We start from the raw sequence: 25,720 nt of genomic DNA, 5'->3' as shown, positions 1-25,720 counted from the left end.
CGGTCGGCGGGCTCGTTGCCGCACACGGCGGCGGCGTAGAGCGTTGCTAGGCCAGCTCTATCTCGTGGCTTTCAAGGTAGTCGCGGTTCATCTCAACGCCGAGACCGGGCCTCGGTGTAAGCTTTAGGCTGCCGTTCGAAACATCGAGCGGCCTGTCGATGAGGTGATCGTATTTGCTGAGGTTCCACTCCGACGTTTCGAGTTTGTAGAAGTTGGGAACGGTCATCATCACCTGAGCTCCGGCAACGACGTTGATCGGCCCTGCGGCGTCATGCGGCGAGACCGGGATGTAGTAGGCTTCACACAGGGCGGAAATCTTCTTGAGTTCGGTAATGCCGCCGGTCCAGGTGACATCCGGCATGATGTAGTCGGCGAGCCTGTTTTCGAGCACCGGCACGAAATCCCACTTCGTGTGGCCGCGTTCGCCCCAGGATATAGCGGCGCTGACCTTCTCGCGGACCTGTCTGAGAGCGTTGAGACTTTCCGGTGGGCAGGGCTCCTCGAACCAGTCGATTTGACCAGCCTCCTCAAGGCTCCGACAAAGGCGAATGGCGGTGGGAACGTCGAACCGGCCATGCGCATCGATGAGGATGTCGACATCAGAGCCCGCCGTTTCGCGGATCAGGGCGGTGAGTTCGGCGGCCTCACGCTCATCCTTGCGGGTCATGCTGCCATCGAGGTAGCCGTCCCGCTGTTCGCGAGGCTGTCCATCGGCGGTACTGCCCTGGTAGGCGAAAGGATCGAACTTGAGCGCCGTGTGGCCGGACTCGACGATGTCTCGAATTTCCCTGACCACAGCTTCCTTGCTGGTAAACTTGGCCTGATTGGGATGGGTGTAGAGCGAAATTTCATCGCGCACCGCTCCGCCCAATAGCTCGTATATCGGCTTGCCAAGGACTTTGCCTCGAATGTCCCAAAGGGCTATGTCGATGGCGCTCACACATTCGACGGCGGCGCCGCGACTGCCCATGTAGGTGAAGCTGCGGAATATCTTGTGCCAAAGATACTCGATGCGCGCCGGGTCCTCGCCCATCAAAGCGGCGCCGATCTGCCGCAAGATCGTGCAGAGGGCGCGATTGGCGAGCCTTGTCGTGGTGGTGATCTCTCCCCAGCCGCTCACCCCCTCGTCGGTCGTGACTTCGACAAACAGAAACTCTCCCCAATAAGAAGCATCCGAGCTGATGAGCCATGGCCGAACGTTGGTGATTTTCATCTCAACTGCCCTTTTTCTGAAATGGTCGGGATAGCGACAGTTCAGGCCATCTATTCTATCCTGCCCGAGCGGCGTTACGCGCACGCATGTGTTCGAGGATGTGCCGCCCTGAGCCTTCGACATGGCGTGCAATAAGTTCGGCTGCCTCGTTCGCCCTTCCGGCTTTGACATGCGCGATAAGCTCGCGATGCTCGCTCAGGATCGCTGCACGCCGGGCAAGCGTAAAATCGAAGCGGCGGCTCACGGCTCGGAGCACTTCGCGATGCTTCCACCAAAGTTCGGCGGCATGTCGGTTATAGTGCTTCCGGTACATGACGGTATGAAAGGCAGTGTCCAGTTCGCTATGCCTTACCGTGTCGGCAAAGTTATTCTCTTCAATGAGGCTTTGGATGCTTTCGAGTTCAGCAATGTCCTCCACCGTCGCCATATTCACGAACCAGCGCGTCAGTGACGGCTCGATCAAAACGCCGATCTCGTAGATATCCCGAACAAAGTCCTGATCGATGGGCCGGACGCGCGCTCCGCGATTGGGAACAAAGGTGACAAAGCCCTCCCCGCGCAACAGTTGCAAAGCCTCCCGCACTGGGTTGGTCGAGGTGCCGTGGCGCCGGGCCAGATCGGTGATGACGAGCCGCTCGTTCGCCGCGAGCCGCCCTTCGATGATGTCATCCCTGATCAGTTGGTAAACAGACGCACCCTCGCTCGACGCCCCTGTAGCGTCGATGCCCTCGGGCGGCTGCGCTTTAAATTCGCTTGTTTCAGTCAAGATTGTCCCCAATCCATACACACATTCACGGGATATCATGCAAAACCTCCCAAAACAATGTACGATTTTCTTCAGTTGACAGACAATCCCCGACATGAAAACGTACAATAAGGTCGAAGGGATACATTAAGTGGGAGAATCCCACGACCTGGGAGCAAGACCGCCTCAATGCAGAGCGGCTTGGGAAAAAACCTGGGAGAATACCTATGACGAGTCTTTCGCTCGGCGGTGTCGTTGTACGCGGCACTGTATCCACTGCTTTGATGGTATCGTTGATGTCCGTGTCTGCGCTGAGTGCGCCGGTCGACTTGAGCCAGTGGTCACCGCAATATGTGCGCTCCATTGCCGGCACGCAGGAGTTCGACACGGCGGCCGATTGCGGCAAGGTCACCCCCCTCGACTATAAGGGACGGCTGACATTCTGGTATCAGGGCGTGTTCGAGGGCGACCCCGACCTCCTGCGCCAGTATTACAAGGACTTCTTCGAGACTTTCCGCAAAACCTACCCAAACATCCAGCTTGAGGAACAGGCCCTCACCTATAACGACCTGCTGGACAAGTTCCGGACCGCGCTCCTTGGCAATGCAGCGCCCATGGCGGTCCGCCTGCAAATTCTGGGCGGCACCGAGTTCGCCTCAAAGGGCTATCTGGAGCCGCTCAAACCCGAGGATGTGGGCTATTCCACCGAGGATTTCTGGCCGGGCGCCATGAAGGCGGTGACGTGGAAGGGGGTGACCTATGGCATTCCGACCAATAACGAGACGATGGCGTTCATCTGGAACGCCGACATCTTCAAGCGTGCAGGCCTAGATCCGGACAAGGCTCCGGCAACCTGGGACGATGTCGTCAAATATTCCAAGCAGATCCACGACAAGCTCGGCATTGCCGGCTACGGCCTCGTGGCTCGCAAGAATGCCGGCAATACGCCGTATCGCTTCATGCCGCAGCTGTGGGCCTATGGCGGCGGCGTCTTCGACGAAGCGACCGCCAACCCGACCTACAAGGAGGTCAAGCTCAATAGCCCGCAGAGCAAGGCGGCGTTGCAAGCCTCCTACGATATGTATGTTCGCGACAAGTCGGTTCCGGTCTCGGCGCTCACCAACCAGCAGGCCGACAACCAGCCCCTCTTCCTCGCTGGCCAGCTCGGCATGATGATCTCGCACCCGTCCGACTATAACGTCATGCTCGACCTGCAAAAGAAGACGACGGGCAGCGACAAGGAAAAAGCGCAGACCGTCATCGACAACATGCGCTACGGCCTCATTCCGACTGGCCCCGACGGCAAGCGTGCCGTCGTGTTTGGCGGCTCCAACATCCACATCCTGAAGCCCGAATATGTCGAGGGCGGCAAGGTAGACGAGCCGGCTGCGAAGGCTATCATCTGCATGTGGACGAGCCCCGAATGGTCGCTGAAGATGGCCTATGCCGGCTCGAACCCGGGTAACCTGAACGGCTTCAAGACCAAATGGATGAAGGAACGTCTTGATAACATCAAGTTCCTTGATGTCACGACCTCGATGCTGCCATACGGCATCCCGTTCCCGGCGCTGCCACAGTCGCCCGAGATCATGAACATCATCATCCCGGACATGCTGCAGAATGCCCTGACCGGAGCCATGACCGTCGATCAGGCAGCGGACGACGCAGCCAAGAAGGTAAAAGACCTGATGGCCGGCGGACTCTAGTCAATCCTGACGATCTGACCGGCTGCACCTCGATTGCAGCCGGTTTGTTCCGAAGAATAGGGGCACCGCACAGTGACGATCTTGACTGGCAAGACCGAGGCTCACCGAAGACTGCAATCCGATCGGTCCGGCGTGCTGCGAAACATCTTGGAGCATCGCGCTGACTACGCGTACGTGCTTCCCGCGATCGCCGTGATGCTTATCGTTATCGCCTACCCGATCTATTACACAATCGAATTGTCGTTCTTCAATACACCGCCTGGCCTGCAGCTCCGGGACAAGATTTTTGTTGGCCTCGACAACTACACCGCCATCCTCACAAGTCCGGTGTTCTGGAAAGTCACCTCGAACACTCTTATCTGGACACTGGGATCCACTCTCATCTCATTTGTCCTGGGATTTTCTTGCGCACTGGCGCTCCATCGCGACTTTGTCGGCCGCGGCATCCTGCGGGCCATCCTTATCATTCCCTGGGTCATCAGCGCGGTCGCCGCGTCCTATATCTGGAAGTGGATCTACCATTCGGACTTTGGGATAATCGGCGCGGTGCTGGTCGACCTCGGATGGGCCGATCGGCCGCCGAATTTCATCGACAGCGTCAGCACAGTGCTGCCCTCGCTGATCGTCGTCAATATCTGGCGAGAGTTTCCGTTTGCCATGATCATGATGATGGCTGGCCTGCAGACCGTTCCCGACCAGTTGCTGCGCGCCGCAAAAGTCGACGGAGCCAATGCATGGCAGCGGTTCTGGCACGTCACCTTTCCGCACTTGAGAAACGTCTCGACGGTGACGATCCTTCTGCTGGCAGTGGCCAACTTCAATTCTTTCATCATCCCCTGGATCATGACCGGCGGCGGGCCGTCGAACGCATCGCATATCTGGATCACCCACATTTATGAACTCGCCTTCGGCCGCCAGCGCTGGGGGGTAGCATCGGCTTATTCGGTGCTGCTGTTCTTGATCCTGATGTCGCTCGGCTACTTCTACGTCCGCGCGCTGAGCGGGAATGAGCAGAAGGATGGGAGCGCATGAGCGCGATTGCCGAGACTGCTCATCGTGCCCACGCGCATCGCCGTATGCGCATCGATGGATGGCGGTGGGGTGGGCGCATCTTCCTGGTGTTCATGCTGCTTTACACCGCATTACCGATGGTCTGGATGCTGATCACCTCGATCAAGTCCGGCTTCGCCGCGATGCAATTCCCGCCGCAATGGTGGCCGGACCAACCGACCCTTGCCAGCTACCAGAAGCTGCTCGATCCGCAAAACAGCGTCGGCCAGGACTTCCTGCGCTTCTTCTGGAACAGCCTTTTCGTCTCCACCGCTACGACCATCCTTTCGGTGATCGTGGCCGTTCCTGCGGCCTACGCGTTTTCACGCTTCACCTTCCCGGGCCGGAACTTTCTGTTCTTCGCCGTCTTGCTTCGCAACATGTTCCCGGCAGTGATCTTCCTCGTGCCGCTCTTCATCCTGATGCGCGCGATCGGGCTGGTGAACACGCACGGGTCGCTTGTTCTGACTTACCTTACATTCGGCCTGCCGCTGGCAATCTGGCTCCTCAAGGGCTTCTACGACAACATCCCGGTGCAACTCGAGCAGGCGGCGCGCATCGACGGGGCAACGCGGTTTCAGGCCTTTCTCCTGATCGTCATGCCGCTCTCGGCGCCAGGAATCATCGCCACCGCGATCTATTCCTTCATCGGCGCCTGGAACGAGTACATCTACGCCTACACCTTCCTCTCCAAGAACGAGCAGTTGACGCTGCCGGTCGGCATCCAGCGCTTTTTCTCGGAAAACACGACGGACTTTCCGGGCCTGATGGCGGCCAGCTTCATGATGAGCGTGCCCGTCGTCGTCCTGTTTCTCGTTCTGCAGCGATACTTCGTACGCGCCCTCACCGAAGGCGCAGTCAAGCACTAGAACAGGATGATTTTAGGCCGGTTGGCCTAAAATCTGAATCCTGTTCTAAATTAAAGAGTTAGAGCATGACGTCGTCCGAAAACCGCTCACACTTTTCGGCATCATGCTCTAGAGGAGTTGCCGGTGGCCCACGTGGTCCTCAAAGATCTGATCAAGACCTATGGCGGCTTCAAAGCTGTCAACAAAGTTTCGCTGACGGTCAACGACGGCGAATTCGTTGCGCTCGTCGGCCCTTCAGGCTGCGGCAAGACAACCACGCTCAATCTTGTGGCGGGGCTCATCCCTATCACATCCGGCGACATCGTCATCGGCGAGCGGGTGGTCAACGACCTCGACCCCAAGGACCGGGACATCGCAATGGTGTTCCAGAACTACGCGCTCTACCCGCAGAAATCGGTCTACAAAAATCTGGCTTTCCCGCTGCAGATGCGCAAACTGCCACGCGACGAGATTGACAAGAAGGTCAGGGAAGCAGCGCGGGTGCTCGACATGACGCAGCTCCTCGAGCGCAAGCCACGCGAACTTTCGGGCGGCCAACAGCAGCGCGTGGCACTCGGCCGTGCGCTCGTTCGCGATCCGGCGGTATTCCTGATGGATGAACCGCTTTCCAACCTCGACGCAAAACTGCGCGTACAGATGCGGTCGGAGATCAAACGTTTTCACCAGGATCTCAAGGCGACGATCATCTATGTGACGCACGATCAGCTCGAAGCGGTCACCATGGCCGACAGGATGGCGGTGATGAACGGCGGCTATCTGCAGCAATACGATACTCCGGCGCAGGTCTTTGCCAATCCGGTAAACATGTTCGTCGCCAGCTTCGTCGGCAGCCCGGCGATGAGCCTAATCCCATTGGAGGCGTCAACGGCAAGTGACGACAATGTGTTGATCAGCGCGGAGGGATGGCGCCTCGAGCTTTCGCCAAAAAATGCCCAGAAAGTTGCAAGGTCATCCACCAAGAAAGTCGTGCTCGGCGCGCGCCACTCGACGATCAAGCTGCATAAGAGTGCGACGCCTGGGAGCGTCCCTGCCAAAGCCTACACGGTGGAGCCGACCGGTGATGTCACCTTCGTGCAGGCGTTCCTATCAGGCGCCATCGTCAATGTCAGCGTGCCGCCGACCATTGCGGTCACGCCCGACGAACAGATTTGGCTCGAGTTCGATCAGGAGCGAATGCATCTGTTTGACGGCGAAACGGAAATGGCACTCAAGGCCAACTGAGAGCAGGCGGATGCGTGTGAAACGAGGGTGTGGATGACGAAGCTTAAAATCACGGCGATCAGGCCCTATCCGGTATGGGTCGGAACGCGCAACCAGATGCTGGTCAAGGTCGAGACCGACAGCGGCATCTTCGGCTGGGGCGAGAGCGGCTTGAGCGGTCGCGAGAAGGCCGTCGCCGGTGCGATCGAACACTATCGCGAGTTTCTCATCGGCCGCGACCCGATGCAGATCGGTCGGATATGGCAAGAGGTTTATCGCAGCCAATACTTCGAAGGTGGCCGCGTTCTGCAGGCGGCGATTTCCGCGATCGACATTGCCCTTCACGACATCAAGGGCAAGGCGCTGGGGGTTCCAGCCTACCAACTGCTGGGGGGCAAGCAGCGCGACCGCATTCCTACCTTCGCCTCGACCGGTGACGAGGCCGAGGGCGAGGTTGCCATCGAACGAGCCCGCGAACTGCGCGAAAAAGGGTGGCAGGTGATCCGTTTCTTCCCCATCGGGCAAAGCAGCAAGGACATCTTTGAGCCGCGGGAGTCGATCGGCCCTACCGCAGCGATGCTGAACAAGGCGCGCGAGGCGCTGGGCGACGACATCGTCCTCGGCATCGATTATCATCATCGGCTGTCGGTGGCCGAGGCGGCGAGCTTCTGTAACAAGCTCGATCGTGGCGTGCTTGATTTCCTCGAGGAGCCAATACGAGACGAGACACCCGAGGCCTACGAATCCCTGCGCACCATGACCGACATCCCGTTCGCAATCGGCGAGGAATTTGCCAGCAAGTGGCAATTCCTGCCCTACATCGAGCGTGGCATCCATCAGTTCAACCGGCTCGATGTGTGCAATGTGGGCGGGCTCACCGAAGCGATGAAGGTCGCGGGCTGGAGCGAGGCGCACTATGTGGATCTGATGCCGCACAATCCCCTTGGCCCAGTCTGCACGGCCGCGACCATCCATTTTGCCGCCGCGGTGCCGAATTTCGCCTGGCTCGAGACCAGGGCGCCCGAAGCGAAGCTCGGCTTCGACAATTCCGACTTCTTCCCCGTGCAACCACGGCTCGATGGCCCGAACTATCCGGTCAGCGATCTGCCGGGACTCGGCGTCGAGGTCAACGAAGAGGCGATCAAGGCGGAGAGCTTTCGTTTCTGGGAGGCGCCCCACCTGAAGCGCCGCGACGGTTCTGTCACCAACTGGTAGTTTCATCCACCGGAGCCTAAGATGACGCATACGCCCGATATTACGCGACCGCCCAGAGACATAATCGACGCACTGAAGGAGATCGGCGCCGCGACCATTGCCGGTACGCTCGGCCATATGGGCTTCCGCAATCCGCACATGGTCGGCCCGGTATCGCAGCGCCGCGGGAAGTCCATCGTCGGCCCGGCGCTGACGCTTCAGTTCCTGCCGCAGCGGCCCGACCTCTTCACCGAGGGAGAATATGCAGATCCGGAGACGCAGCTGCACCGCCATGTGCTTTACCACGTGCAGGAGGGCGATGTGGTCGTGGTCGACGCGCGCGGCGACATGAGCTCAGGCGTCTTCGGCGACATGATGTCGACCTATTTCAAAGGCAGGGGCGGCTCCGGCATCGTGATCGATGGGTGCATGCGCGATCGGCCCAATGTCGAAAAGCTCGATCTCGCACTCTGGCTGCGGGGCTGGACGCCCAACTACCATGTGCAGACCAGCATCTATCCGAACGCCGTTAACGTTCCGATTGCCTGCGGCGGTGTCACGGTAATCCCCGGAGACATCATAGTCGCCGACGATGACGGGGTGGTGGTGCTTCCAGTGGCCATGGCCTCGAAGGTCATCGAGGAATCGCAAAAGCATCACGATTGGGAGGAGTTCTCGCGAGTGAAGCTCATGGGGGGCGGGTCGCTGCAGCGCTATTACCCACTGCATGACGATGCCCGCGCAGAGTACGAAGAGTGGCGCCGAACAAACCGCTCGGGAACAAATTAGTTGGGGCGTTGCGAACTTTCAGAGCCGCGTCGGGCACCGAAATCGCTGAACCGCCATGGACGGGATGGTTCATTCAAGAGATGGTCCAGATCGACGTGGTCCCGCGCGATAATGGCGACGCCGAGTGAAGACCACGCGCTTCTAATCACGCGCCCCATTGAAGAGCCGCCATACTCAGCCCTCACCTCCTATTTCGACAAGGGCATCCTGCAGTGCGTTGAGCAGCATATCAGCATTTTCGCGAGAGAAAGGGAGCGGCGGCCGAATTTTGAGAACATTACCATTCAGTCCTGAGGCACTTATCAACACACGCCGATCACGAAGCTCGCTAACAACTTTGAGCGCGAGGGTGCTATCTGGCTCGCGGCTGTCCTGATTGCGTACAAACTCCAATCCGAGAAACAAACCGCTGCCGCGTACATCTCCAATAGAAGCGAATGTGTCTTTCAGGCTCTTCATTCCTGCACGCAGGTAGTCCCCCGTCTTGCGCGCATTTTGCATAAGATTTTCGTTCTCGATAACGTCAAGTACAGCAGAGGCAGCAGCTAAAGAAACGTTGTTGGCCCCAAATGTGTTGAAGTAACGTATATCCCGGCCGAAACGCTCCTGGATGTCCGACTTCATAATGGCCGCTGCAATTGGCATTCCGTTACCCATCGGCTTGCCGGTCACCGCAATGTCCGGGATGACTTCGTGACGCGCGAAACCCCACATGTTTGTGCCTAGTCGCCCGAAGCCGGGCTGCACCTCGTCAGCGATATAAAGCACGCCAGCTTTTTTCAGCACATCAACGACGGGTTTGAGGAAACCGGGCGGATCGGCAAAAACGCCATCGGAGGAAAAGATGCTATCGGCGATAAAGGCGGCTGGCGTGATACCCCGGCGGCGCATGTGGCCAATCGCTTTAGCGACGTCGTCCGCCAATGCCGCACCGACACCGCGACCATTGGCGCGATAGGTGTCGGGCGCCGGCACTGTCAGCACATGCCGGCCAAGGGGTACGCTGTCCCCAAGCAACGGCGAGATTTCCGCCGCCGATGCCGTAACGCCATGATAGGCGTTCTCCGTAATGATGATACCCGTACCACCGGTATAATGGCGTGCCAACCGTAGCGCCAGATCGACCGCCTCGCTTCCGGTGCAGGTGTACATGACGCGGTCGAGTTCGGCCGGAAATGTCGCCAAAAGCCTTTCTGAGTAGGAGAGGATTTGCTCGTTCAGATAACGTGTATGGGTATTGAGTTGCGACGCCTGGTAACTTATCGCCTCCACAACGTGCGGGTGGCAATGACCGACCGACGGCACGTTATTGTAAGCGTCGAGATAGGCTTCTCCGCCCGGTCCATATAGCCATACGCCCTTGGCCCTGGTGACATGGACTGGGTTCTCATAAAAGAGCCGATACGACGATCCGAGTAACATCTGTCGGCGCTCGATCATCTTGCGCTCTCGTTCCGGCAGGCTGTCAAGCCGTGCCGAGTCGAACCCGTTGACCATTGGTGCGCTCGGTATGTGGGAAACGGTTTTTTTCATGCTTTTGATCACCGATTGGCTTCGCGCAGTCTTTCGATAGCGACGGATCTTGGAATTGCGTCAAGGCGCGCCAATTGCGCCCAAACGCCCGCAGTTTGGGCGGTCAGGCGTTGAGCGTGCTCGGGGAACAGCTGTGCGCGCCATTTCGGAATGCAAAGCCGCATCACCAACCGCATGACCGCTGCCTTGTAGATGAGGGGGATTTCGGCATCTGATAGCGAGCATTCGCTGCGATATCCCCCGATAAGGTCGCACATCGCCCCTATCGGATCAGATTCATCCCCGATCTGATAGGCAGCAGCGACACCCACGTCGAAAACTGTCGGGGCGTGCACCATGTCGCCAAAATCGATGATGCCAGTGATCGTATCCGGCATTGTCGTATCGACAAGGATGTTTTCCATGTTGAAGTCGTTGTGAATGACTTGGGCATCCAACGTGTTCATGATCGGCACAATCGCCATCTCGAACTCATCGATCGCATTTTCGAGGCGTGTTCGCTGATGTAGATCGTCAAATGTCGGCAGGACTTCACGCATCCCTGCCGCGTGTTTCAAATCCCAGGTGATGCGATGTGATGCGGCCTCATGTGAAAAGCTCCTCAACGCTTTTTGCAAACGTCCGAGCATTGCCCCAACGCGCCGGCGCTGCAAAGGAGACTGCGGCGCGGTGCGTTGCGCAACGCCCGGCGCGAACGTGACCATGCGTACGCTGCGTTCGCTGCCGTCGTCCGCCACGAAGCGAAAATCCGCAGCACCGTCACGCGTGCGAATGACACGCTGGGTCGGAATCCCCGGATCCACTTCCTCCACATGTAAGAGCGCTAAGCTGTGCATGGAGGTAACGAGAGGATCCTCTGCAGGATTGAGGATTTTTAAAAGATAGGCCGTGCCATCCTCGAGCATCAGGTGAAAATTACTGTCCTTCTCGCCCCACAGCCATGTTGCGCGACAAGCAAGGCCATAATAGTCGCACGCAATTTGTTGCGCTTTGTCACATTGCACCGGGACAGAAGCAGTTTCCAGTTCGGCGCCGAGCACACCTGTTTTAGATATATTTGACGCTGACATTGTACCGTTCCACCTTTTTTAGGTACGTCTCTTGAAATTTTCTCGGGTCGCTCGCGGGCAAAATCGGATTACGTCGCTTCGGTCACCAGCTTTGTATTGAAGTAACTTTCCATCGCCTCGGCCCCGCCCTCCGAGCCGTAGCCGGAATCTTGGATGCCGCCGAATGGCAGCTCGGGAAGCGCTAGTCCGTGGTGGTTGATAGAAAGCATGCCACTTTCGATGTCGCGCGCAAGGTCGGCGCTCGTCTTGGCCGAAGTCGTGTAGGCGTATGCAGCCAGCCCGTATGGCAAGCGGTTGGCTTCCGCAATGGCGGAACCGTAATCCGAAAATGCGCTGACGATCGCCATCGGACCAAAAGGTTCTTCGTTCATCACGCGCGCGTCTTGTGGAACATTCGTCAGAACCGTCGGCTGGAAGAAGTTGCCGAGATTGCCGATCCTTTTGCCGCCGGTTGCGATCTTTGCGCCGCGCATCACCGCGTCGGCGGTCAGTGCTTCCATCGCTTCGACCCTTCGGGGGTTGGCAAGTGGCCCCATGGTTACGCCGTCGCACATTCCATCGCCGACATTGACTGCCTCGGCCGCCTTGACGAAGGCGCCGAGGAATTTTTCAAAGACGCGCTCCTGGATGAGGAAGCGCGTCGGAGCCACGCAGACCTGACCGCCATTTCGAAACTTCGCGCCGGCCATGATCCTGACCGCAAGATCGATATCCGCATCATCGAAAACCAGAGCCGGCGCATGGCCGCCGAGTTCCATCGTGACGCGCTTCATATGGGCGCCGGCGAGCGAAGCCAATTGCTTTCCAACCGGGGTCGATCCGGTGAAGGAGATCTTGCGGACGACAGGGTGCGGGATGAGGTGACTTGAAATATCGGCCGGAATTCCGAAAACCAGATTGAGAACGCCTGCCGGCAGGCCGGCATCGGCGAAGGCGCGAACAAGTTCGGCGCAGCTTGCCGGCGTCTCCTCCGGCCCCTTCAAAATAATCGAGCAGCCGGCTGCAAGGGCCGCCGAGACTTTCCGCACGGCCTGGTTCAAGGGGAAGTTCCAGGGGCTGAAGGCCGCCACCGGACCGACAGGCTCCTTAATCACCATTTGCCTGACATTGGTCGCTCTCGGGGGGATCAGGCGGCCGTAGCTACGGCGAGCCTCTTCGGCAAACCATTCGATGATGTCGGCGGCGCCCGCCGTTTCAGCCCCGGCCTCCGCCAACGGTTTGCCCTGCTCCAACGTCATCAGCCGCGAGATTTCCGCCGAGCGGCCGCGCAGGATCTCGGCGGCTCGTCGCATAAGCTTTGCTCTCTCGAACGCACTGACTTGCCGCCATTGCGCGAACCCTGCGGCGGCGGCCGACAGCGCTTGGTCGAGATCATTCCTGCCGGCATTTGAAACGCGGCCGATGACCTCACCTGTGGCGGGATTGACGATGGAAAGGCGGGCGTTCGAACCGTCCCTCCAGTGTCCATCAATGTAAAGCTGGGTATCCGGATAAGCCGGCATTTCGCACTCCATTACCGTCAGTAGCCGAGCGCGCAACCATCTTTTCGATGATCGGAACCGCCCAGCAGAACATTGTATTGATCGTCGATCCAGATTGCCTGGGCGCCGCCGATCGCCCAATTCGGCGCGACAACCTTGAAACCGCGCGCTTCGAGATTTTCACCAATGGAGGTTCGAAGACGCGCTTCGGCCTCGACCGTCGCCGTGCCGGGGAGCGGAAAGAGCCGAGGCAGATCGATCGCGCTCTGGATATCCAGACCGAAGTCGAACAGTTTGGAGAGGAAGTGGGCGTGGCCCATTGCCTGATAGTGCCCGCCCATGACGCCGAACGACAAAACGGTTTTGCCATGGCGTGTCACCAATCCCGGGATGATCGTGTGCATAGGCCTCTTGCGCGGTCCTATCGCGTTCGGATGGCCCTGTTTCATACTGAAGCTCTGCCCGCGATTGTGGAACAACACGCCGGAGTTTGGCGCCATCAGACCGCTTCCATAGGAATGGAAGATGGAGTTGATGAAGCTCGCAACATTTCGGTCCTTGTCGACAACCGAAATATAGACTGTGTCCGCATGCTCGACACCATCGAGAGCCGCCGTGGCGTCGGCAGCCCCGTGCATGTCGATCTTGGCGGCAAGACTATCGGCGAGTTCTTCGGACAGCAGGAAATCGACCGGAACATCCGATACCGTGGTGTCGGCTATCCACCGATCGCGGGCCGCGTAGGCCAGTCGAGTGGCTTCGATTTCGATGTGCAGATTATCAGCGCCGAGCGGATCGCCATTGCGTTCAAAACGCTCAAGGATCTTCAATATCATCAGAGCGATGATACCCTGCCCGTTCGGCGGGCATTCATGCACCGTCCAGCCTCGATAGGTCGCGCTGATCGGCTTCACATATTCGCCGGCAGCAGACGCAAAATCCTCAAGCGTATGGAGCCCGCCGAGCGAATTCAGCCGCGCCACCATGTCTTCCGCCACGGGGCCGCGATAGAAGCCGTCACGCCCCAAGGCTGCTATCGTCTCCAGCGTTTGAGCCAATTCCGCCTGCCGTTGAACCGATCCGACACGCGGGACCTGGTCATCGGCCAGGAAAATGCGGCGCGTCGAAGAATCGCGCAGCAACAATTCGCGTTGATTGGAGATGTCGGCGGCAACTCGCGGCGTGATCCCGTAGCCGTCGCGCGCCAACGCTATCGCGGGAGCGAGAATTTCTGAGAGCGGCATCCTTCCGTGATCGGCGACCAGACGCGCCCATGCATCCACCGCGCCGGGAACCGTCACCGCATGCGGCGACGATCGCTCGATCGAGGCGATGCCGTTGTCCCGATACCACTCGAAATGCGCGGCGGCAGGCGTGCGGCCCGAGCCGTTATAGGCAACGATATTATCATTGCCATTGAATGCGAGGAGCGCAAAACAATCACCGCCGATGCCGGTGGATCCGGCTTCGACCACGCATTGCACGGCACAAGCACCCACCGCAGCGTCGATCGCCTTGCCGCCCGCTTTGAGGATATCGATCGCAGTCAAAGTCGCCATGGGATGCGATGTTGCTGCCATTCCATTGCGGCCGACGGCTATTGATCTTCCCGGCATTTCGAAATTTCGCATGTCGTCGATTCCTTCGCTCAGTAGAGGCCGGTCGCCCTAGCCCATGTGTAAGTGTCATCTAACGCACGGGTGGAGCGGTCGAACAATTCGTTGATCTGTGCTTCGGTAATAATTAGCGGCGGGCAAAGCGAGTAGTTGTCGCCAAGGGCGCGCGTGATGACGCCGTGGACCTGGGCCTGCTTGCCTGCGTGAATGGCAATGCCGTCCGTCGGCTTGAACGGCTCTTTGGTTTCCTTATTGCGAACCAGTTCGAGGGTCCCGATGAGGCCGAGGCCGCGGGCGTTCCCAACGAGCGGATGGTCGCCAAGCTCCTTCAAGCGTCGCTGGAATACCGGGGCGACATCCCTGACGTGACCGACAATGTCGCGCTCCTCATAGATTTTCAAGGTTTCCAAAGCGACCGCGGTTGCAACGGGATGGCCGCTATAGGTGAAACCATGTCCGAATGTTCCGATTTTCTCGCTCTCGGCAACGACTGCGGAATGGACCTTTTCATTGATCATCAGTGCGGATATCGGCTGATAGGCGGCCGAAAGCTGCTTTGCCATGACTATCATATCCGGCTGAAGCCCGAAGCTTTCGGAGCCGAACATAGTGCCGAGCCTGCCGAAGCCGCAGATGACCTCATCTGCGATCAGAAGCACGTCGTATTTTTTGAGGATTGCCTGGATCTTCTCGTAATAGGTTGGCGGCGGGACGATGCAGCCGCCTGATGCCATCAACGGCTCGGCGAAAAATGCACCGATGGTTTCAGGTCCCTCGGCGAGGATCATCTGTTCGAGCGAATCTGCGCAGCGCGTCGCAAACTCCTCTTCCGTTTCGCCCGGGCGGCCGTAACGATAAATTTCCGGGCAATCCGTATGCAGCACCCGGTCGATGGGCAGATCGAAATCGCGATGGTTGTTGGGAAGGCCCGTCAGGCTGGCCGAAGCGATCGTCACGCCGTGGTAGGCTCGCATCCGCGAGATGATTTTCTTCTTTTCCGGCTTGCCGATGGCATTGTGATAATACCAGACAAGCTTCATGGCCGTGTCGTTGGCTTCGGAACCCGAATTGGCGAAGAACACCTTCGACATTGGCACCGGTGAAAGCTGGATGAGCCGGTCGGCAAGCTCAACCGCGGTCTCATGCGTCTTGCCGCCGAAGCTGTGATAGAAGGGCAATTCCTTCATCTGGCGGGTTGCCGCATCTACCAGCCTCTGCTCGCTGAAACCCAGCGAGGCACAAAACAGCCCGCCAAGCCCCTCGATGTATTTATTGCCATCGCTGTCGATGATGTGGATCCCCTCCCCCTTGGCAATCACCAGCGGGCCGTCCTTCAAATGCTGCGAAGCGTTGGTGTAGGGATGAAGAACGAAGGCGGCGTCGCGGGATTCGAGGGAATTGAGAAGGATGGTCACAGTGGTTCTCCAAATGATGGGTGTGTTTCGATGGCGACGCTGGGCCGGTCAGCCGGCGCGACCTCTCGGTGCGCCGGCTGCCAATCGCTGCCGAAATGCGAGCGCTGACGCTTTATCAATCAAGCGTCGTCTTCATCCACTTCTGGGCGAGTTTGTTGATCGTGCCGTCCGCTTCGGCAGCTTCGATCGCCGCATCGAACATCGACTTCAGGACGGTGTCGTCCTTGCGAAGGCCTGCCGCGATGCCCTGCCCGAAGACCCCGCCTTTGAAGGTCGGGCCGGCGATCTTGTAGTCTTTGAAGTCTTCCTTGCCGAGCGTTGCATTCAGTGACGTCTTCTGGGCAACGACGGCGTCGATACGACCGGCCTGAAGGTCGAGGTCATGCTGTTCGACGGTCTTGTATTCCCTGGGATCGACGACACCCTTGAAATAAGCATCGAGAAAGGCTGCGTTCGCCGTCGACACCTGGGCGCCCACGGCCTTGCCCTTCAGGGCGTCTCGAAGCGGCTGCAATTCCTGCTCGACCTTCTCCTTGTCGCCGGCGAGGTCGACCGTCGTTCCGGTTCCCGGCAGATTTGCGAGAGGGCCGGTTTTATCGACCATGAAGGCGGCCGCCGTCGAAGCATAGGGCTTGCTGAACGAGATGACGGCAAGACGCTTCTCGGTAACGATCATCGACGCCATGATGGCGTCGAACTTCTTCGCAGTGAGCGATGGAATCAGCCCGTCCCAATCCTGGGCGACAATGGTGCACTTGATCTTCATGCGAGCGCAGAGGTCGTTGGCGAGGTCGATCTCGAAGCCTGCGAGCTTGCCGTCGGGGCCGGTGAAATTCCAGGGCTCGTATGCGCCCTCGGTTGCAATGGTGATTTCCGTCGGCTTTGTCTCAGCGACGGCAACGCCAGCCGACAGCACGCCAAGCAGGGCGGACGTCAGCAAAAGTTTGGATAGTTGCATAATGGCATTCCCCTTTTTGTAGCGCCCTGCCCCTTTTCCCAAGGCAAGGCTGTTGCAGACTCCGCGCATCCGGCGATTTGCTAGGACACGCGAACCTTGATTGCCTCGGCCGCAAGGCAGAGCAGTTCGAATAAGACCTGAGCGGCAATTTGCGCCGTGTTCGAGGTTGGGTCGTATTGCGGAGCGATCTCGACGACGTCGCCGCCAACAATGTTCAAACCTGAAAGACCGCGCAGAATTCCAAGCGCCTGGGCGGATGTCAGCCCGCCTACTTCCGGCGTCCCTGTGCCGGGCGCAAACGCCGGATCAAGAGAATCGACATCGAAGCTGACGTATGTCGGGCCTGATCCGGCAATTTCTCTCGCCTTTGCGATCACGCCCCTGATGCCGAGATCGGCGACTTCTTCCGCATGAATGACGGTCATGCCCGATGCATAGGAGAACTCCCACAGATACTCGGAATTTCCTCGAATTCCGATCTGGATCGTCCGTTTGGGGTCAAGAACACCGTCGAGAACCGCCTGGCGGAATGGCCCGCCGTGATGGAATTTGCAGCCCTCAAATGACCCGCCCGTATCGCAATGCGCATCGATGTGGATCATACCCACGGGCCGATGCCTGCCGACGGCCCTGAGAATGGGAAGGCTGACCGAATGATCGCCGCCGACCGCCAGGGGCACGACTCCAGCTCCTATCAGGCGGTGCACAAATCGTTCGATATCCTGGTGGGACGCAGCCAGATCAAAACGGCTTTTGAATGGGACATCGCCTACGTCGGCAACGCGTGCATTTGCAGTCGGGACGGCTCGCAGAACATGATTGTAGGGACCAACGCGATCGACATCGCGTACGGCTCTCGGTCCGAACCGCGCACCCGATCGGTTCGTTACCCCGAGATCCATGGGAATTCCGAAAAGCGCGATGTCCATATCCGTGAAATTGGGTGCGGCATCGGGACGATACGGGGACTTCAACAATGTCGGAAGGCCGCAATAGGGCGCCTGACGGCTATCGCCGTCACCAAAGACCAGTTCGGCGACTCTTCGAAACTCCTCATCGAACAATTCACCGCCCGAAGCATTCAAATAGCGCTTCCGCAATTCGTCCAGACTGAGAATCTCCGACATCGGACCTCCATGTGTTCCGCCCCATCAGGCCGCGATCAAAAGCCGACAAGGGCCATTGCTTGTTGTCGCCAACATTGTATACATAATCGTATTCTTCTTGATCGGGCAAGAGGAAAAACGTTATGGTGAATTCGCCGGGACCCGGTGAATGGACCAGAGATGGAAGGGGAATTGATTGGCACCGACCAAAACGGAACAGCGGGGATCGTTGCGCGAGAGCACCTATGCGCAATTGAAGGACCTGATCCTCAGCGGCCAACTTCGCCCCTCGGAGCGCCTTTCCGAAGTTACGCTTGCCAAACGCTTCGGCGTTAGCCGAACACCGCTGCGCGAAGCGCTGATGAAGCTCGAAGAGGAAGGGCTTGTCGTCGGGCAGCGGAATTTCGGTTACACGGTGACCGATCTCGACGTCACCAAATTCTGCAATCTCCTAGTCGTTCGCGAAGCGCTCGATGTTTGCGCGGCACAGCTCGCCTGCGAGATGGCGACCGAGGAAGACCTCGATCGGCTTCGCGACGTCATCATGCAGATGGTGGAACTCAAGGAAACGACCAACGAGGCGCCATCGGACGCTGCGCGCAATCTCGATCTTGGATTGCACATCCATCGCGTGATCGTCGAATCGACCCGAAACGAGGCCCTCGTGAGGGCGACGGATCAAATTTACCAGCAGCTTCGCCTGGCGCTTTGGCTCGAAGTGCTTTGGGTTGACCTGGAGCACACCGATCTCGACGAGCATCGGGCAATCGCGGACGCCATCTGCGCACGCGATAAGGAGGCTGCCGCGATCGCAGCTCGGGCGCATGTCCGAAGCTCGCTCAAGAACATGTCGAAGCTTCAGCGCATTTGGGCGCACCGGCGCGCTGCCGAATGAACCAACCCTGATCTGTCATCACGAGGTCCACGCATGGCATTTATCGGTAGTTACCTGACTCTCATCGGTTTCGGACCGACCGGTTGGGGGTGGCTGCTTCTGACCGCGGCGGCAATGACGATCGGTGTATCCGTCTGCGGCTTTCTGGCTGGAACGGTGATCGGCTCGGTCGTCACCTTCATGCAGCTGTCCCGCCACATGGGCCTCCGCTGGCTTGCCGACTGCTACACGACCGTCCTTCGCGGCGTGCCTGACCTTCTGGTCATCTACCTCTTCTATTTCGGCGGCAGCGCCTTCCTCGGGACTGTCGGCGGCCTTTTCGGGTATCAAGGTTTTATCGGAATGCCGGCCTTTTTGACCGGGACGCTGGCGCTTGGCGTGGTTTCGGCGGCCTATCAGGCCGAAGTATTTCGCGGAGCCTACAGATCGGTTGCACGCGGCGAAATCGAAGCCGCCAGCGCGGTCGGGATGCGGCCGTGGCCCAAATTCAGGCGTATCGTCGCGCCGCTCGTCCTTCGTTACGCCATTCCCGGCCTTGGAAACACCTGGCAACTCGTGCTGAAGGAGTCGGCATTGATCTCCGTCACGGGCCTCGTCGAACTGCTGCGCCAGTCGCAAATCGCCGCCGGCTCCACTCGCCGCCCCTTCGAGTTCTACCTGTCGGCGGTCATTCTCTACCTCGTCGTAACCTGGTTCTCCTCGATTGTGTTCAAACGAATGGAAGCTCGAACGACCCAGGGCGTGAGGAGAGCGCTATGACGGATATCAGCTTCATGTGGGATACTTTTCTCACGCTTCTGACCGGTGTGCCGCTAACCCTCGAACTTGCGGTCACTTCCATCCTGGCAGGCAGCATCCTGGCGCTTGCGATCTCGCTGCTGGCGGTGACCGGCGGTGCAATGGGACGAAACATAGCCGGCGCCTACGTCTTCGTCTTCAGAGGTTCGCCTCTGCTCGTCCAAATGTTCCTGATCTACTATGGTCTCGGCCAGTTTCGGCACGGATTGCAAGACCTCGGGCTCTGGTGGTTCTTTCGCGAGCCCTATTGGTGTGCGGTGCTGGCGCTTACTCTGAACACGGCCGCCTACTGCAGCGAAATTTTCCGCGGAGGCCTCAGGGCCGTCTCGAGCCAGGAGATCGAGGCGGCACGCGCCTGCGGGATGTCGGGCGTTCTGCTCTTCAGACGGATCATCCTTCCGATCGCCATCAGGCACGCGCTGCCGGCCTATGGCAACGAGATCATCCTGATGCTCAAGGCGACGGCGCTCGCATCCGTCATCACGATCATGGAAGTCACCGGCCTGGCCGGAAAGTTGATCGCCGACAGCTTCCGTGCCTTCGAGATCTTCATCGTCGCGGGGGCGATCTACCTCGCAATCAATTTTATCGTGACGCGCATGCTCTTGCTGGTCGAATTTTGGCTTTCGCCGCACAGGCGCATGCGGCCGCAATCTTAGATGGGAGTATGCATGTCTGGCAGGGGAACATTTTCGGTTAGCGACAACAAAGACAAAGACGCTGCCGTTTCAGTCAAAGATCTTCGGAAATGCTTTGGCCCGTTGGAGGTCTTGAAGGGCGTTTCGTTCGAAGCGCACGAGGGCGATGTGATTTCCATTCTCGGTTCGTCCGGATCGGGCAAATCGACGATGCTCAGATGTCTCAATATGCTCGAAGTTCCCGACAGCGGGGAGATCCGTATCGGCGGTGAGGTATATGGTCTGAAACGATCAGGGCACAGAACGGTACCTGCCGACCGCAGGCAAGTCGATCGGATGCGCGAGCACATCGGCATGGTGTTTCAGAGTTTCAATCTTTGGTCGCACATGACGATCCTGGAGAACCTGATCGAAGCACCGGTGCACGTGCAGAAACGCAACCGCGCGGAATGTATTGCCGAAGCCGAAGCCCTGCTTGAGCGGGTCGGTATCGCCGACAAGCGAAACTTCTATCCCGCGCACCTGTCCGGAGGGCAGCAGCAACGCGCCGCAATCGCCCGCGCGCTGGCGCAGCGCCCGAAGGTCATGCTGTTTGACGAGCCGACTTCCGCCCTCGACCCCGAACTCGTCGGCGAAGTGCTCAAGGTAATGCGCTCCCTTGCTGAAGAAGGCCGGACCATGCTGGTCGTGACCCATGAGATGGCCTTCGCTCGAGACGTCTCCAGTAAAGTGGTGTTTCTTCACAAGGGCGTCGTCGAAGAAACGGGCGAGCCATCCGAACTTTTCAGCCGTCCGCAATCCGAGCGGTTTCGGCAGTTCCTCGCGAACGAGCGAAAGTGACGTAACAGCCCACAACCCTTTTGGACAATACGGCGAATGCAAGGACGGAGCTTGCGTGTGAGCGCGTGGTAACGCTTCTGGCAGCCCAGCGCCAAGCGTTCGCCGCAATGCACGACGAAGTGATGGCAATGATTGATCGTCACGGCATCTTCGTCATGAGCACCGGCTATACAGGTGCGCACTTGCCCGCCTCGATACTGCTGGTCGGCGATCGGCGTTATGAGCGAGGGACAAGCGTCTGAGGCGGTCGAAAAGGCAGGCGCTTCATTGCATGAGCCGGTCAAGGCTCGCAACTCAACACCTAAATAATCCTGCCACTTCTCAGTCTTTTAATGTCCTCATCAAGGCTTACCACTTCATCGAGGAAAGCATCCCGTGTGAGGCGTCGCCGGCGATATGCGACTCAACTTCGCAGTGAAAGTCAGGTGTCGGGAATCCACTCAGCCGCGGGCTCTTGGCTAGTGATTCTTGATTAATTGTACGCCATCGTAAAACACTCTATTTTTCCTGCAGGGTGCCTCGACGAGACGGAACGCTCTGGGCCTTGCAGCGCCGTCGGACGATTTCGGTTACCGCACCAATCCCGGGTGCTATTCGACGACACGATCTACGAGGAGACGAGCGATGGGGGCAACGACGCCGGACAACATCATGCAGCTTGGCATGGGGTTCTGGGCCTCCAAAGCCATGCTGAGCGCGGTCGAGCTCGGCGTCTTCACCGAGCTCGCAGCCGGCTCGGCCGACCTGCCCGAGCTGCAGGCCAGGCTGAAACTGCATCCCCGCTCGGCCCGCGACTTCCTCGACACCCTGGTGGCCCTGAAGCTGCTCGAGCGCGAGGACGGCCGCTATCGCAATGCCACGGATACCAACCTCTTCCTCGACAAGGCGAAGCCATCCTATATCGGCGGCATCCTTGAAATGGCCAATGCCCGGCTCTACGGTTTCTGGGGCTCGCTTACCGAAGCTCTGCACACGGGAGAGCCGCAGAACGAAGCCAAGCACAGCGAGGACTTCTTTGCTGCGATATATGCGGAGCCGGCACGACTGCGCGGGTTCCTCGAGGCGATGAGCGGGATCAGCGCCGGTGCGGCGCAGGCGATCGCCGCCAAGTTCGACTGGTCGAAATATACGAGCTTCGCCGATGTGGGCGCGGCGCAAGGCATGGTACCGGTGGTGATCGCCCGAGCCCATCCGCATCTCCAGGGACTCGGCTTCGACCTGCCCGCCGTGCAGCCGATATTTGACGAGTTCGTCGGCCGGCACGGCCTTAGCGACCGCATCCGCTTCCAAAGCGGCAGCTTCTTCGAGAGCCCGATGCCGAATGCGGATGTGATCGTGATGGGGCATATCCTCCACGACTGGGATCTTGCCGAGAAGAGGATGCTGCTGGAAAAAGCCTTTGCCGCGCTGCCGAACGGCGGCGCCCTGATCGTCTACGACGCCGTCATCGACGATGAACGCCGCAGCAACGCCTTCGGCCTGCTGATGAGCTTGAACATGCTGATCGAGACTCGCGGAGGGTTCGACTACACCGGCGCCGACTGCCAAGCCTGGATGCGCGACGCGGGTTTCGTGTCCACGCGCGTCGAGCCGTTGCTGGGGCCGGACTCGATGGTGATCGGATTCAGGCCCGAATGCGCGGAAACGGCGAGCTCGGCCGGTGTTGAGCAAGATCGATCAATGGCGCGATGTCGATCGCCTTGTTCTGACTAGGACCCGTGAAGGCGGCGCAGCCTTCCCTAAAGTTGATGCGCCGTGGGTTGAAATAGTCGTCTTCAGATCCATCATTTTCTGCATGAAACGAATAGTCATCATTGCGTGCGCGTGCGTGGCGTTTCTCGCCGCCTGCTAACGCACCGAACCTCTCGAAGTGTCTGCTGCGCCTTCCGTTTCACCAGGTGCCGCCTCAGTCAGCGATCAAGCTGTAATTGCAGAGGTGGTCGGCCGCGGAACTGTCGGAACGAAAGCTCTCGCCTGGGCAAATCCGTCGACCGGGAGCGCCGGAGTTATCGAACAGATCGACACCCACGATAGGCTTGATGGATGCCGTGGTTTCGTGACAAGTCGCCAGTCACTTGAGGGTACTACGCGCTTCGATGGCGTCGTTTGTCCTTCTGGGAATTCTTGGAAGTTAGCAGCAACGACCCACTAGCGTAACCACTGGCGACCTTTTGCCAAAGACGGTCCTTTCCTTGGGGGCGGCGTTCACACCACACAGGTGGCATCGCGAAACGGCGCCCAGATAGAAATCTGCGTCGCTTCCGACCAAATCTCGCGAGCATCTCAGGGGATTGAACAACCCACTTTGTAGTGGGCGGTCAGGACGGAGCGCTTTTTTGACATCAAGCGACGCGCGAAAACGCTTCCTTTCCGGGCTTGGCCGTGATGGTGGCAATGATGCTGAGTGCCCCGCCGGACATGGGATGGCCTCCTTATGCAATGGTGTTGACGAGGCCGCCTTCGGCACGCAGAGCGGCACCGTTTGTGGCGGATGAGCGAGGGCTGGCGAGATAAGCGACGAGATTTGCCACCTCTTCGGCTTCCACCATGCGCTGCAGGATCGATGCCGAGCGTGCGGTGGCGAAGAACTCGGCTTCGATCTGCTTGATCGGTGCGGACGGGTCGTTTGCCTGACTGCGCAGGAAGGCTTCGATGCCTTCCGAGCGCGTTGGTCCCGGCAGAACCGAATTGACCGTGACATTCGTGCCGCGGGTGAGCTGCGCCAGCCCGCGAGCGATCGAAATCTGTGCTGTCTTGGTGGTAGCGTAGTGAATCATGTCTTGCGGGATGGCGAGGGCGGACTCGCTCGAGATAAAGATGATGCGCCCCCAGTTGCGCTCGAGCATGCCGGGGAGATAGGTCCGTGACAGGCGCACGCCGCTCATCACGTTGACATCGAACAGATGGCTCCAGTCGGTATCGGTGATGTCGCCGAAGGCCTTGCTCTCATAGATGCCGAGATTGTTGACGAGGATATCGACCGAAGGCTCGGCCCTGGCAATGATTGCGGCACCTTCAGCACTGGCTGCATCCGCGAGCACCCCGATGATATCAGATCCAGCGGATGCCTTGATGTCGGCAATCGCGCTGTCGAGTTTCTTGCGGTCACGCCCGGTAATGATGACACGAGCGCCCTCGCCGGCGAGCGTGCGGGCGATTTCGAGACCGATGCCAGCCGTGGCACCGGTGATGAGAGCGGTTTTGGCAGTGAGTTGCAGATCCATATTATCTCTCCAGATTGATTGCTGGAGGCAATTTATGATCTAAGAACAGGTGGCACTATTGCCTACCAAGGACATGCACCTGTGAATGAGGATCATCAATGCGGCGGATCCTGATGGAGCGCTCCGGTGAGATGGAAGTGTTTGCACGCGTCGTGCAGGACGGAGGGTTCTCCGCTGCCGCCCGTAATCTCGACATCACTCCGTCAGCTGTGAGCAAACTGATCGCACGCCTCGAAGCGAGGCTCGGCACGCGCCTTCTGGTGCGGACAACTCGCGCTCTGACGCTCACAGAAGAAGGCGAGGCCTATCTTCATGCCGCACTGAGAATCCTACAGGAGCTGAACGACGCAGAACAGCAGGCAGCAGGCGGCGCCGTGCGAGGACGGCTTAGGATCAATACGACAATTCCGTTCGGCACGATGTTCGTGGCGCCGGCCGTGCCGGAGTTCATCGTGCGCAACCCAAATGTGATCGTCGATCTCAGCTTCACCGACGATGTCGTCGACTTGATTGCAGAAAGGACGGATGTAGCCATACGCGTGGGCAATCTGCCGGACAGCGGCCTGATCGCACGTAAGCTGGGGCAAAGCCGCCGTGTCGTTTGCGCCGCGCCGAGCTATCTGACGCAACGACCACATCCCGCGACTCCGTCAGATCTCGAACGTCACGACTGCCTGACCTTCAACTTCCGGCGTGAGAGGCCGACTTGGCCGTTTATGTTAGAAGGGCGGGAGATTGCCCAGCCGGTCAAGGGCAACATCATCGTGAACAACGGCGAGACGATGAAACAAATGGCGCTCGCGGGAGTCGGCATTGCCCGCGTCGGTCTGTTCCATGTGGCAGACGAGATCGCAGCTGGACGGCTCGTTCCATTGCTCGAAGAGCATAATCCAGGAGACCTGGAACTGGTCCATGCAGTCTACGTTGGCGGCGGCCCATTGCCGCACCGCGTTCGCGCCTTCATCGATCACATGGTTTCGACATTGAACGGATCGCCTTTGCTAGGGTGAGGCCTTAAGCCGTCCGAGAGACTGCCGCCGTCAGAATTTCATGAGCCTCTTCTTGAAGAGACGAGGAGCTACGACCGGCTGACCCTTTCCTCAGGTACCAGTGGAGAAACAGTGTCCTTCGCGTGCGAGATATCTGCAGTCGCTGAATAGAGGGCCGCGCGTCCGGTCCTGGACAACCCACAGCGTCCGTATTCACGGGCCTTCAAGGACGGGGTGCTTGCTGCCGGTTCCTGCCCCTGCGATTAGATCATGCGGGGCAGATGCGCCGTCCGCGAGCCTTTTGCCGAACAACAGCGCGCGAGGTATGGGATGAAATCTTCATGATTGCATCCTTCAAGGTGGTTACGCGCGTAATGCGCGAGGCCCATCA

General features: G+C 58.9%; 23 protein-coding genes and 1 pseudogene. 14 read left to right on the top strand and 10 right to left on the bottom strand.

Features of this window, described 5'->3' with window-relative positions; all coding sequences use genetic code 11:
* Positions 1–46: 46 nt before the first annotated feature.
* Positions 47–1,213, bottom strand: a complete 1,167-nt coding sequence (locus tag QWJ46_RS04015) for a mandelate racemase/muconate lactonizing enzyme family protein (protein WP_302749152.1) — start codon at positions 1,211–1,213, stop codon at positions 47–49.
* 55 nt (positions 1,214–1,268) lie between these two features.
* Positions 1,269–1,979 carry a GntR family transcriptional regulator gene (locus QWJ46_RS04010; protein ID WP_302749151.1) on the bottom strand — a complete coding sequence of 237 codons (711 nt, stop codon included), beginning with the start codon at positions 1,977–1,979 and terminating at the stop codon, positions 1,269–1,271.
* Between the two features lie 206 nt (positions 1,980–2,185).
* Between QWJ46_RS04010 and QWJ46_RS04005 the strand changes: the two genes are divergently transcribed.
* The 6 genes from QWJ46_RS04005 to QWJ46_RS03980 all read left to right on the top strand — a co-directional run bounded on the left by QWJ46_RS04005 (position 2,186) and on the right by QWJ46_RS03980 (position 8,766).
* A complete protein-coding gene (locus tag QWJ46_RS04005) occupies positions 2,186–3,664 on the top strand; it encodes a sugar ABC transporter substrate-binding protein (RefSeq protein ID WP_302749150.1) in 1,479 nt (492 codons plus the stop codon).
* A 72-nt stretch (positions 3,665–3,736) separates the two neighbouring features.
* Complete coding sequence (locus tag QWJ46_RS04000; protein WP_302749148.1) at positions 3,737–4,696, top strand: carbohydrate ABC transporter permease; 960 nt, start codon at positions 3,737–3,739, stop codon at positions 4,694–4,696.
* A complete protein-coding gene (locus QWJ46_RS03995) occupies positions 4,693–5,583 on the top strand; it encodes a carbohydrate ABC transporter permease (RefSeq protein ID WP_302749146.1) in 891 nt (296 codons plus the stop codon). Before QWJ46_RS04000 ends, QWJ46_RS03995 begins: the two co-directional genes overlap by 4 nt.
* A 123-nt stretch (positions 5,584–5,706) precedes the next feature.
* On the top strand, positions 5,707–6,804 hold the full coding sequence (locus QWJ46_RS03990) for an ABC transporter ATP-binding protein (RefSeq protein ID WP_302749144.1): 1,098 nt from the start codon (positions 5,707–5,709) through the stop codon (positions 6,802–6,804).
* A 33-nt stretch (positions 6,805–6,837) separates the two neighbouring features.
* Positions 6,838–7,998: a mandelate racemase/muconate lactonizing enzyme family protein gene (locus tag QWJ46_RS03985; protein WP_302749509.1), complete on the top strand. Its 1,161-nt coding sequence runs from the start codon at positions 6,838–6,840 to the stop codon at positions 7,996–7,998.
* A gap of 21 nt (positions 7,999–8,019) precedes the next feature.
* On the top strand, positions 8,020–8,766 hold the full coding sequence (locus QWJ46_RS03980; protein ID WP_302749143.1) for a ribonuclease activity regulator RraA: 747 nt from the start codon (positions 8,020–8,022) through the stop codon (positions 8,764–8,766).
* A 174-nt stretch (positions 8,767–8,940) separates the two neighbouring features.
* On the opposite strand, the gene QWJ46_RS03975 is transcribed toward QWJ46_RS03980, so the two are convergent.
* From QWJ46_RS03975 to speB, 7 genes are all read right to left on the bottom strand, one after another.
* A complete protein-coding gene (locus QWJ46_RS03975; protein ID WP_302749508.1) occupies positions 8,941–10,263 on the bottom strand; it encodes an aspartate aminotransferase family protein in 1,323 nt (440 codons plus the stop codon).
* 44 nt (positions 10,264–10,307) lie between these two features.
* Positions 10,308–11,369 (bottom strand): phosphotransferase, encoded by a 1,062-nt coding sequence (locus tag QWJ46_RS03970; RefSeq protein ID WP_302749142.1) that lies wholly within the window; start codon positions 11,367–11,369, stop codon positions 10,308–10,310.
* A gap of 68 nt (positions 11,370–11,437) precedes the next feature.
* Entirely contained in the window at positions 11,438–12,871 is a 1,434-nt protein-coding gene (locus tag QWJ46_RS03965; RefSeq protein WP_302749141.1) for an NAD-dependent succinate-semialdehyde dehydrogenase, read from the bottom strand.
* 17 nt (positions 12,872–12,888) lie between these two features.
* The gene (gene ggt, locus QWJ46_RS03960; RefSeq protein WP_302749140.1) at positions 12,889–14,481 is read right to left on the bottom strand and encodes a gamma-glutamyltransferase; all 1,593 of its coding nucleotides are present in this window, start codon (positions 14,479–14,481) and stop codon (positions 12,889–12,891) included.
* A 17-nt stretch (positions 14,482–14,498) separates the two neighbouring features.
* Positions 14,499–15,881, bottom strand: coding sequence for an aspartate aminotransferase family protein (locus tag QWJ46_RS03955; protein WP_302749138.1), 1,383 nt, complete (start codon positions 15,879–15,881; stop codon positions 14,499–14,501).
* A 115-nt stretch (positions 15,882–15,996) separates the two neighbouring features.
* Positions 15,997–16,839 (bottom strand): transporter substrate-binding domain-containing protein, encoded by an 843-nt coding sequence (locus QWJ46_RS03950; RefSeq protein WP_302749137.1) that lies wholly within the window; start codon positions 16,837–16,839, stop codon positions 15,997–15,999.
* An 80-nt stretch (positions 16,840–16,919) separates the two neighbouring features.
* Positions 16,920–17,966 carry an agmatinase gene (speB, locus tag QWJ46_RS03945; protein WP_302749136.1) on the bottom strand — a complete coding sequence of 349 codons (1,047 nt, stop codon included), beginning with the start codon at positions 17,964–17,966 and terminating at the stop codon, positions 16,920–16,922.
* A 175-nt stretch (positions 17,967–18,141) separates the two neighbouring features.
* On the opposite strand from speB, the gene QWJ46_RS03940 reads away from it, so the two are divergent.
* The 7 genes and pseudogenes from QWJ46_RS03940 to QWJ46_RS03910 all read left to right on the top strand — a co-directional run bounded on the left by QWJ46_RS03940 (position 18,142) and on the right by QWJ46_RS03910 (position 23,268).
* Positions 18,142–18,840 carry a GntR family transcriptional regulator gene (locus tag QWJ46_RS03940; RefSeq protein WP_302749135.1) on the top strand — a complete coding sequence of 233 codons (699 nt, stop codon included), beginning with the start codon at positions 18,142–18,144 and terminating at the stop codon, positions 18,838–18,840.
* A 33-nt stretch (positions 18,841–18,873) separates the two neighbouring features.
* Entirely contained in the window at positions 18,874–19,599 is a 726-nt protein-coding gene (locus QWJ46_RS03935) for an ABC transporter permease (protein WP_008526401.1), read from the top strand.
* Positions 19,596–20,297 carry an ABC transporter permease gene (locus QWJ46_RS03930; RefSeq protein ID WP_302749134.1) on the top strand — a complete coding sequence of 234 codons (702 nt, stop codon included), beginning with the start codon at positions 19,596–19,598 and terminating at the stop codon, positions 20,295–20,297. The genes QWJ46_RS03935 and QWJ46_RS03930 overlap by 4 nt, the downstream gene beginning before the upstream one ends.
* Positions 20,298–20,309: 12 nt before the next feature.
* Positions 20,310–21,116, top strand: a complete 807-nt coding sequence (locus QWJ46_RS03925; protein WP_302749133.1) for an ABC transporter ATP-binding protein — start codon at positions 20,310–20,312, stop codon at positions 21,114–21,116.
* A gap of 65 nt (positions 21,117–21,181) precedes the next feature.
* Positions 21,182–21,425 (top strand): annotated as a pseudogene (locus QWJ46_RS03920) (type II toxin-antitoxin system VapC family toxin); the annotation flags it as partial.
* Positions 21,426–21,740: 315 nt separating this feature from the next.
* On the top strand, positions 21,741–22,829 hold the full coding sequence (locus QWJ46_RS03915) for a methyltransferase (RefSeq protein WP_302749132.1): 1,089 nt from the start codon (positions 21,741–21,743) through the stop codon (positions 22,827–22,829).
* A 157-nt stretch (positions 22,830–22,986) separates the two neighbouring features.
* Positions 22,987–23,268, top strand: coding sequence for an RT0821/Lpp0805 family surface protein (locus QWJ46_RS03910; protein WP_302749131.1), 282 nt, complete (start codon positions 22,987–22,989; stop codon positions 23,266–23,268).
* Positions 23,269–23,548: 280 nt separating this feature from the next.
* Here the strand turns inward: QWJ46_RS03910 and QWJ46_RS03905 are convergent, their stop codons facing one another.
* Entirely contained in the window at positions 23,549–24,340 is a 792-nt protein-coding gene (locus QWJ46_RS03905) for an SDR family NAD(P)-dependent oxidoreductase (protein WP_302749130.1), read from the bottom strand.
* Between the two features lie 98 nt (positions 24,341–24,438).
* On the opposite strand from QWJ46_RS03905, the gene QWJ46_RS03900 reads away from it, so the two are divergent.
* A complete protein-coding gene (locus QWJ46_RS03900; RefSeq protein WP_302749129.1) occupies positions 24,439–25,350 on the top strand; it encodes a LysR family transcriptional regulator in 912 nt (303 codons plus the stop codon).
* Positions 25,351–25,720: the final 370 nt, after the last annotated feature.

It is taken from the genome of Rhizobium sp. CBN3 (assembly GCF_030518245.1).
Taxonomy (GTDB): Bacteria; Pseudomonadota; Alphaproteobacteria; order Rhizobiales; family Rhizobiaceae; genus Rhizobium; species Rhizobium aethiopicum_A.
The sequence above is the reverse complement of the archived record's forward strand: the minus strand, read 5'-3'. Positions and strand labels throughout refer to the sequence as shown.

Coding starts and splice junctions, on each gene's coding strand:
- QWJ46_RS04015 (WP_302749152.1), bottom strand. CDS start 1,213: ATGAAAATCACCAACGTTCGGCCATGGCTCATCAGCTCGGATGCTTCT.
- QWJ46_RS04005 (WP_302749150.1), top strand. CDS start 2,186: ATGACGAGTCTTTCGCTCGGCGGTGTCGTTGTACGCGGCACTGTATCC.
- QWJ46_RS03995 (WP_302749146.1), top strand. CDS start 4,693: ATGAGCGCGATTGCCGAGACTGCTCATCGTGCCCACGCGCATCGCCGT.
- QWJ46_RS03985 (WP_302749509.1), top strand. CDS start 6,838: ATGACGAAGCTTAAAATCACGGCGATCAGGCCCTATCCGGTATGGGTC.
- QWJ46_RS03980 (WP_302749143.1), top strand. CDS start 8,020: ATGACGCATACGCCCGATATTACGCGACCGCCCAGAGACATAATCGAC.
- QWJ46_RS03975 (WP_302749508.1), bottom strand. CDS start 10,263: ATGGTCAACGGGTTCGACTCGGCACGGCTTGACAGCCTGCCGGAACGA.
- QWJ46_RS03970 (WP_302749142.1), bottom strand. CDS start 11,369: ATGTCAGCGTCAAATATATCTAAAACAGGTGTGCTCGGCGCCGAACTG.
- QWJ46_RS03965 (WP_302749141.1), bottom strand. CDS start 12,871: ATGCCGGCTTATCCGGATACCCAGCTTTACATTGATGGACACTGGAGG.
- ggt (WP_302749140.1), bottom strand. CDS start 14,481: ATGCGAAATTTCGAAATGCCGGGAAGATCAATAGCCGTCGGCCGCAAT.
- QWJ46_RS03950 (WP_302749137.1), bottom strand. CDS start 16,839: ATGCAACTATCCAAACTTTTGCTGACGTCCGCCCTGCTTGGCGTGCTG.
- speB (WP_302749136.1), bottom strand. CDS start 17,966: ATGTCGGAGATTCTCAGTCTGGACGAATTGCGGAAGCGCTATTTGAAT.
- QWJ46_RS03935 (WP_008526401.1), top strand. CDS start 18,874: ATGGCATTTATCGGTAGTTACCTGACTCTCATCGGTTTCGGACCGACC.
- QWJ46_RS03930 (WP_302749134.1), top strand. CDS start 19,596: ATGACGGATATCAGCTTCATGTGGGATACTTTTCTCACGCTTCTGACC.
- QWJ46_RS03925 (WP_302749133.1), top strand. CDS start 20,310: ATGTCTGGCAGGGGAACATTTTCGGTTAGCGACAACAAAGACAAAGAC.
- QWJ46_RS03915 (WP_302749132.1), top strand. CDS start 21,741: ATGGGGGCAACGACGCCGGACAACATCATGCAGCTTGGCATGGGGTTC.
- QWJ46_RS03905 (WP_302749130.1), bottom strand. CDS start 24,340: ATGGATCTGCAACTCACTGCCAAAACCGCTCTCATCACCGGTGCCACG.
- QWJ46_RS03900 (WP_302749129.1), top strand. CDS start 24,439: ATGCGGCGGATCCTGATGGAGCGCTCCGGTGAGATGGAAGTGTTTGCA.